2 protein-coding genes are annotated in these 2,168 nt (G+C 60.1%); one reads left to right on the top strand and one right to left on the bottom strand.

The genetic code is table 11. The annotated features are described in order from the left end of the window. Nucleotides 1–69: 69 nt before the first annotated feature. Complete coding sequence (locus tag ACRESJ_RS26055; RefSeq protein ID WP_431760435.1) at nucleotides 70–933, bottom strand: LysR family transcriptional regulator; 864 nt, start codon at nucleotides 931–933, stop codon at nucleotides 70–72. Between the two features lie 95 nt (nucleotides 934–1,028). Here ACRESJ_RS26055 and ACRESJ_RS26050 point away from each other — a divergent pair, with 95 nt between their 5' ends. Then, nucleotides 1,029–1,931 carry a DMT family transporter gene (locus ACRESJ_RS26050; RefSeq protein WP_431760434.1) on the top strand — a complete coding sequence of 301 codons (903 nt, stop codon included), beginning with the start codon at nucleotides 1,029–1,031 and terminating at the stop codon, nucleotides 1,929–1,931. Nucleotides 1,932–2,168 lie beyond the last annotated feature (237 nt).

Genomic DNA, 2,168 nt, shown 5'->3' with positions numbered 1-2,168 from the left:
ACATCAGTCAACGCATCCGGTGACTGACACCCCGTCTTCGCGAGCAAGCCCGCTCCCACAGGTACAGCGTCAGGCAAACTCCTCGTGCAACATCGACACGAACGCTTCTCGCGCCGGATGCACCCCGGCGTTTTCATGCCAATAGAACAGGTTTTCGATCGCGGTCAGTTCGGGGAACTCATAGCCCACGCAACCAGCGCCCTTGGCGTATTGATCGAACACACCTTTTGGCACCAGCGCCACACCGGCCCCGGCGCTGACGCATCCGACAATCGCGCCGTAACTGGCCAGGCTGACAATCGGCAACGCCAACCCCTGGCGCAACAGCCAATGCTCCAACGCGGCTCGATACGGGCAACCCTGGGGCCACATGAACACGGTCTTGTCATGCAGATCCTCCATGCCGCGCACCGGCCCCAGCGATGTCGAGGCAATCAGCAGCAGGTCTTCGCGGTACATTGGCGTGCGCTTGAGGTGTGAACGCTCGACGTCCACCGCCACAATCGCGCCATCAAGTCGATGGCTCAGCGTGTCATCCAGCAGCTGTCCCCAGCTACCGGTCGTCAACTCCAGCGCCACCGCCGGATAACGCTTGTGGAATTTGGCCAGCAACCGCGGCAAGCGACCGGTGGCCGATGACTCGATCGCGCCGATTCGCAACGGCCCTGAAGGTTCTGCCGCCGGGTCCACTGCGCGTTTGGCCTCAGCCGTCAGGGCCAGAATCTTCGAGGCATAGGCCAGAAAAGTCTGACCTGACGGACTGATACGCAGCCCGCGTCCTTCACGCAAAAACAAGGCGACCCCCAGCTCCGCCTCAAGCGACTTGATCCGTGCCGTAATGTTCGACGGCACGCAATGCAGCAACTCGGCGGCACGGGCGATGCTGCCCTCCTCGGCAACGGTCTTGAACATGCGTATCTGTGCCAGCTCCATACATCACCTAAAGTGAACGGTTGGCGCAGTATAAGTCAGTTGTGGCGAACGATCAGGGTTCTGATACTCAGCGCACATCCCATCGGTGCACGACCATGAATCCACTCACGCCCTCGCCCTTGAAAATCATGCTGGCCATGCTCTTTGTCATCGCCTGCTGGGGGTATTCCCCGACAGGCATTCACATCGGCTTGCAGGCTTACGACCCCGTGCATCTGGCGCTGCTGCGTTTTCTGATTGCTTCAATATTTATGGCCGTGGTCGCGGCGTTCGCCGGTATTCGCCTGCCCAAACTGGGTGATGTGCCGCTGCTGTTTGCGCTGGGTTTCTTCGCAGTGAGCCTGCATCACGTGACAATCAATTTCGGCCAACAAGGCGTCAGCGCCGGCGCATCGAGCGTGCTGGCGCAGTCGACACCGTTGTTCAGTACCTTGCTGGCGCGCTTCGTCTTCAAGGATCGGGTCAGCGTGTGGCGCTGGGGCTGCGTGATGCTTGGCTTGATCGGCGTGGTGATTGTGGTGGCGGGTGATAGTGGCCTGGGCAACATCGACGCCCATGGCTTGCTGATCCTGCTGGCTGCGCTGTCGTGGAGCCTTTACTTTGCCCTGCAAAAGCACCACACCGGGCGTTATGACGGGCTGACCCTGGTGTGCTACACGGTCTGGTCCGGGACCGCGTTGCTGTTGATTTTCCTGCCGGGGCTGGCGGATCAGGTCATGAATGCGCCGCTGCGTGTGCAGTTCGCGGTGTTCGCCCTGGGGATTTTTCCGAGTGCGCTGGCGTATCTGGCCTGGGCGTATGTGTTGGCGCACGTCGATTTGAGCCGGGCGACGATGACGCTTTATCTGGTGCCGCCGATGGCGATGGTCATTGCTTCTTTCGCGCTGGCAGAGCGGCCAACATTGATGGTTGGCGTGGGCGCTGTCGTCGTGTTGATCAGTGTGCTGGCGTTGAATCTGGAGCGCCGGCCTGTCATTGCCCAGGCTTCCCGGGCCTGATCAAAACCCCTCAACGCCAGACCCGACGCCATCGCGGGCAAGTCGAATCGTCGCACCGCCGCTCCCACAGATTTCGTGTCGTGCTCAAGTATTGCGACAAACACAAAACCCTGTGGGAGCGGGCTTGCCCTAATGCCAGTCAGTTAAGCGATGAAGGTCAACTGTAGGAGCGAGCTTGCTCGCGAAAAACGTTAACGATAACGCGGAAATTCTGAATGAACGCGGCGTCCTTAAGTT

This window comes from Pseudomonas sp., assembly GCF_050739655.1.
GTDB lineage: Bacteria > Pseudomonadota > Gammaproteobacteria > Pseudomonadales > Pseudomonadaceae > Aquipseudomonas.
The sequence above is the reverse complement of the archived record's forward strand: the minus strand, read 5'-3'. Positions and strand labels throughout refer to the sequence as shown.